The organism is Micromonospora sp. D75 (assembly GCF_018070405.1).
GTDB classification, from domain to species: domain Bacteria; phylum Actinomycetota; class Actinomycetes; order Mycobacteriales; family Micromonosporaceae; genus Micromonospora; species Micromonospora chalcea.
Window position 1 is genome coordinate 1 of sequence record NZ_JAGPXV010000407.1, and the last position, 5431, is coordinate 5431.

Annotated in this window: 6 protein-coding genes; all 6 read left to right on the forward strand. The window is 73.9% G+C overall.

Annotated features, from left to right (window positions below; all coding sequences use genetic code 11):
* Positions 1-267: 267 nt before the first annotated feature.
* A complete protein-coding gene (locus tag KBX39_RS21755; protein ID WP_210872239.1) occupies positions 268-831 on the forward strand; it encodes a DUF177 domain-containing protein in 564 nt (187 codons plus the stop codon).
* A 5-nt stretch (positions 832-836) separates the two neighbouring features.
* Positions 837-1010, forward strand: a complete 174-nt coding sequence (gene rpmF / locus KBX39_RS21760) for a 50S ribosomal protein L32 (protein ID WP_030500827.1) — start codon at positions 837-839, stop codon at positions 1008-1010.
* A 132-nt stretch (positions 1011-1142) separates the two neighbouring features.
* The gene (locus KBX39_RS21765) at positions 1143-2102 is read left to right on the forward strand and encodes a phosphate acyltransferase PlsX (RefSeq protein WP_176722757.1); all 960 of its coding nucleotides are present in this window, start codon (positions 1143-1145) and stop codon (positions 2100-2102) included.
* Positions 2099-2887 carry a ribonuclease III gene (gene rnc, locus KBX39_RS21770; protein WP_210872241.1) on the forward strand — a complete coding sequence of 263 codons (789 nt, stop codon included), beginning with the start codon at positions 2099-2101 and terminating at the stop codon, positions 2885-2887. The genes KBX39_RS21765 and rnc overlap by 4 nt, the downstream gene beginning before the upstream one ends.
* A complete protein-coding gene (gene mutM / locus KBX39_RS21775) occupies positions 2880-3737 on the forward strand; it encodes a bifunctional DNA-formamidopyrimidine glycosylase/DNA-(apurinic or apyrimidinic site) lyase (RefSeq protein WP_064447028.1) in 858 nt (285 codons plus the stop codon). Before rnc ends, mutM begins: the two co-directional genes overlap by 8 nt.
* Before the next feature lie 239 nt (positions 3738-3976).
* Positions 3977-5431: MMPL family transporter (locus KBX39_RS21780; RefSeq protein ID WP_210872243.1), on the forward strand; the 1455-nt coding region annotated here is incomplete at its 3' end.

A 5431-nucleotide genomic window follows, 5' to 3' on the forward strand; every position in this document is an offset into this window, starting at 1 on the left:
TACGTCGACACCGCGCTGGCGAACTTCGAGCAGTTCCTCACCCGGGCGCTCGCCTCGATAGAGCGCGGCCGGGACAAGATGCACGCGCTGCGCGAGATCGGCACCTTCGCCGGGGACGAGCCGGACCGCCCGCTACCCTTCTGAGCGGCGCGCGGGCCGGTCGCCGACAGCCGGCTGCCGCCGAGCCGGAGGTCAGCCCCCGGTTCGACGGTCCGCCGCCAGGCAGGTAACCTTCTTTGTCGGCCTCTCATCGGCCGGAGTCTGACTATGCCCAAACACTCGCCAAGCACACTCGACCCCAGGTCGCCGCTGGTCCTCGACACGAGGGAACTGCCGCGCCGACCTGGCGCGTTGCGTACGCACAAGCGGGTCGTGCCGGCACCGGCGGACCTCGGCGTGGAGTTGATCAGTGTGCCGGAGGGCGCGGACCTCTACCTCGACCTGAGGTTGGAGTCGGTGTCCGAGGGCGTGCTCGTCTCCGGGACCGTCACCGGTCCCGTCAAGGGCGAGTGCGGCCGCTGCCTGCGCGAGATCGACGAATCGTTGGCCGTGACGATCCAGGAGCTGTACGCGTACGAGAACAGCACCACGGACGACACGACCGATGAGGACGAGGTGGGCCGGATGCAGGGCGATCTGATCGACCTGGAGCCGGCGTTGCGGGACGCGGTGGTGCTGGCGCTGCCGACGAACCCGCTCTGCCGGGAGGACTGCCCAGGCCTGTGCCCCGACTGCGGGGTGCACTGGGACGATCTGCCGGCCGATCACAGCCATCAGCAGGTCGACCCGCGTTGGGCGAGCCTGACGCAACTGACCCGTACAGAGGAGTAAGAACCGTGGCCGTCCCCAAGCGCAAGATGTCGCGCAGCAACACCCGCGCCCGCCGGGCGAACTGGAAGGCCTCGGCGGTGGCGACCGTGGCCTGCCCGCAGTGCAAGTCGGCCAAGCTGCCGCACGCCGCCTGCTCCGTCTGCGGCACCTACAACGGCCGTCAGGTCCTCGAGGTCTGACGCGGACGCCGAGTGACGTCCCCGACCACCGGTCGGGTGACGCGCGCACCAAGGCTCACGCCCGGTGCCCCGGCTCCCTCCACCGCCGACCGGCCCCCGGCCGGCGGGCCGGCGGAGCCGGGCACCGCGCGGATCGCCGTCGACCTCCTCGGCGGGGACGATGCTCCCGCCGTCGTGGTTGACGGCGCTCTGCGAGCGGTACGCACTGATCCCGCCCTGCACCTGATGCTCGTCGGCCCGATCGAGGTGGCCGGCGAGCTGATCGGTGCGCTCGACCCGGCGCAGCGAGCCCGGGTCACGGTCCGCCCGGTGCGGACCGCCGTCGGCATGGCCGACCATCCCACCGCCGCCCGCGGCGAGAGCACGGTACGCACGGCCGTGCAGGCCGTCCGCGACGGCCTCGCCGACGCCGTGGTCTCCGCCGGCTCGACCGGCGCCACAGTCACCGCCGCCGCGCTCGGCCTCGGCCGCTGGACCGGGATACGCCGCCCCGCGCTCGTCGCCACGCTGCCCGCCGTCGAGGGGCCCGTGGTGCTGCTGGACGTGGGCGGCACGCTCGAACCCGGCCCCGCCACGCTGACCCGGCACGCCGTCCTGGGCGCCGCCTACGCGGCAGTGGCGCACTCCGTCACCGCGCCCCGCGTCGGGTTGCTCTCCGTCGGGCACGAGACCGGCAAGGGCGACCGGCTGCGCCGCCACACCGATCCCGCGATCGCCGCCCTGGCGCTGCCCTGTGACGCGCGCTACGTCGGCCTGGTCGAGGGGTACGACATCTCCCTCGGCGCCCGCGCCGACGTGGTGGTGACCGACGGCTTTACCGGCAACGTCCTGCTGAAGGCCATCGAGGGCGCGTACGCGATGGCCGGTGGCCCTCCGCCCGGCGGCGGCGCGCCCCGCGCCGCCGCCCTGCTGGGGGTGGGCGGCACCGTGGTCGTGTGCCACGGCGCGGCCGGCTCCGAGGACGTCGCCTCGGGCATCGCCCTGGCCGCTCACCTGTGGCGCCGCGACGCCGCCGGAACGGTCCGCGCCCTGCTCGCCGACGTTGCGCACGAACCCGCACCTGACCGACACGACACCGAGGTAGCACCATGACCAACGACAATCGGCGGCGTGCTCCCGTCGGCCACCTGGAGGCGGCCTTCGGAGTGTCGCTCGACCCGGAACTGCTGGAACGCGCGCTGACCCACCGCTCGTTCGCGTACGAGAACGGCGGCCTGCCCACGAACGAGCGGCTGGAGTTCCTGGGCGACTCGGTGCTCGGCGTGGTGATCACCACTGCGCTGTTCCACAACCACCCCGACCTGCCCGAGGGTCAGCTGGCGAAGCTGCGCGCCAGCGTCGTCAACATGCGGGCGCTCGCCGACGTGGCGCGTGGCCTGGGCCCGGACGGGCTGGGCGCGTACCTGCTGCTGGGCAAGGGCGAGGAGGCCACCGGCGGGCGGGACAAGGCGAGCATCCTGGCCGACACGCTGGAGGCGCTGCTGGGCGCGATCTACCTCCAGTACGGCCTGGACACCGCGGCCATCGTGATCCACCGGCTCTTCGACCCGCTGATGGCCGAGTCGGCGGGCCGGGGCGCGGCGCTGGACTGGAAGACCAGCCTCCAGGAGCTGACCGCGGCGCTGGGGCTCGGCGTGCCGGAGTACCGGATCGAGGGCACCGGACCGGACCACCTGAAGACGTTCACCGCCTGGGTGGTGGTCGCCGGCAACCGCTACGGCGGCGCGGAGGGGCGCAGCAAGAAGGAGGCCGAGCAGCGCGCCGCCGAGTCGGCCTGGCGGATGATCACCGAGCGGGCCGAGGCCGAGGCGGCGGGGGACGAGACGGCGGGGCAGGACGAGACGGCGGACGTCGAGGCGGGCGCCGGCCGTGCCTGAGCTGCCCGAGGTCGAGACCGTCCGGGTGGGACTGGCCCAGTGGGTGATCGGCCGGCGGATCGCCGCCGTCGAGGTGCGCCACCCCCGGGCCGTACGCCGGCACGCGCCGGGCGGCGCGCACTTCGCCGACGTGCTCGCCGGGCGGACGATCACCGGCGTACGCCGCCGCGGCAAGTACCTCTGGCTGCCGCTGGACAGCGGTGACGCGGTGATCGGCCACCTCGGGATGTCCGGCCAGTTGCTGTTGCAGCCGGTCGGCGCGGCCGACGAGCTGCACCTGCGGGTCCGGTTCCGGTTCGCCGACGACGGGCCGGAGCTGCGCTTCGTCGACCAGCGCACGTTCGGCGGGCTGTCCGTCTCCGAAGGCGGGGCGGAGCTGCCGGCCGAGATCGCGCACATCGCCCGCGATCCGATGGACCCGGAGTTCTCCGACGAGGCGTTCGTGGCGGCGCTGCGCCGCAAGCGTACGGAGATCAAACGCGCGCTGCTCGACCAGACGCTGATCTCCGGGGTGGGCAACATCTACGCCGACGAGGCACTGTGGCGGGCGAAGCTGCACGGCGCCCGCCCGGCCGACGCGCTCACCCGCCCGGCCGCGCTGCGGCTGCTCGGGCACGTCCGGGACGTGCTCGCCGAGGCGATCAAGCAGGGCGGCACCAGCTTCGACGAGCTGTACGTGAACGTCAACGGCGAGAGCGGCTACTTCGACAGGTCGCTGAACGCGTACGGCCGGGAGGGCGAACCCTGCCCGCGCTGCGGCGCGCCGATCCGGCGGGAGGCGTTCATGAACCGGTCCTCCTACAGCTGCCCGCGTTGTCAGCCGCGGCCCCGGGGCACCCTCCGGGGTTGACCCCGAGCCGATTCGGGGTTGCGCCGGTGTGCATCGCCCGACGGTCCCCGGAGACGCGCCGGAGCGTACCCGGAGATGCCCTTTTCCGCCCGGTCCGTGCGGCCGGTTCCGGCCGCGCGGACCGCGCCCGCCGGATCGGGGACGAGCGGGGGCCGTTCCCCGATGCCGGGGCCCCGCCTGCTGCCTAGCGTCATCTGGGGTCGGCGCAGGGCCGGCATCAGGAGGGTGGAACCCGGAACATGGGCAGGCGACCGGTGACCGTGCGGCTGGCACGGTGGAGTGCGGAGCATCCGTGGCGCGCGATCGCGTTGTGGGTGGTCTTCGTGGCGGTGTGTTTCGTGGGCGGCAGCGCCGCCGGGCTGAACGAGGCGACCGACGAGGATCAGGCGATCGGCGAGTTCGGGCGGGCACAGCTGATCGTCGACAGTGGCGGGTTCGACCGGCCGGCGACCGAGAACGTGCTGATCACCGCCCGCTCGGGTTCGCTCGACCAGACGGCGGCGAAGGCCGCCGCGCAGGACGCGGCCGACCGGCTGCGGCAGGTCGACGGCGTGGCGTCGATCGGTACGCCGATGCCGTCGCGCGACGGCAGCGCGCTGCTGGTGCCGATCACCATGTCGGGCGACCCGGGCACCGCCGGGGACCGGGTGCAGCCGCTGCGGGACACCACCGCGAAGGTGCAGGACGCGCACCCGCAGCTGCGGGTGGAGCAGGTCGGCGGCCCGTCGATCGACAAGGCGCTCGACGACACGCTCGGCAAGGACTTCAAGCGCGCCGAGCTGCTCAGCCTGCCGGTGACGCTGGCCATCCTGATCATCGCGTTCGGCGCGCTGATCGCCGCCGGTGTGCCGGTGCTGCTGGCACTCTCCTCGGTGGCGGCCGCGATGGGCCTCTCCACGCTCGCCTCGCACCTGGTGCCGGCCACCGACACCACCGCCAGCGTCATCCTGCTGATCGGTATGGCGGTCGGCGTCGACTACTCGCTGTTCTACGTGCGGCGGGAGCGGGAGGAACGAGCGAAGGGCCGCTCCGGTCTGGACGCGGTGGAGATCGCGGCGGAGACCTCCGGGCACGCCGTGGTGGTCTCCGGCACCGCCGTGATCATCTCGATGGGCGGTCTGCTGCTCGCCCAGGACGCGATCTTCTCCTCGCTGGCCGTCGGCTCGATCCTGGTGGTGGCGGTCGCGGTGATCGGCTCGCTCACAGTGCTGCCGGCGCTGCTGGCGAAGCTGGGCCGCTGGGTGGACCGGCCGCGGGTGCCGCTGCTGTGGCGCCTCACCGCGCCGCGCACCGGTCAGTCGGCCCGGCCCCGGTTCTGGCCGGCGGTGCTCAAGCCGGCGCTGCGCGCGCCGGTGGCGACGCTGCTGATCTCGGTGGCGCTGCTGCTCGCGCTGGCCGCGCCCGCGCTCGGCATGAAGCTGAAGTTCCCCGGCCCGGAGGACGTGCCGCGCACCACCGCCGCCATGCAGGCGTACGACCGGCTCACCGCGGCGTTCCCGAGCAACGGCACCAGCCACACGGTCGCCGTGCGGGCGCCCGCCGAGCAGGCCGACCGGGTACGGGCCGCGCTCACCGACCTGGCCGGCCGGACCGCCACGGACCCGCTCTTCGCGCCGGCCGAGGGGGACGGCCCGGAGATCCAGGTGTCGGCGGACCGGCGGGTGTCGGTGCTGGAGGTGGCCACGCCGCACGCC

Bases quoted from the DNA above. Each gene is read 5' to 3' on its own strand.
- KBX39_RS21755 (WP_210872239.1), top strand. From the start codon at position 268: ATGCCCAAACACTCGCCAAGCACACTCGACCCCAGGTCGCCGCTGGTC.
- rnc (WP_210872241.1), top strand. From the start codon at position 2,099: ATGACCAACGACAATCGGCGGCGTGCTCCCGTCGGCCACCTGGAGGCG.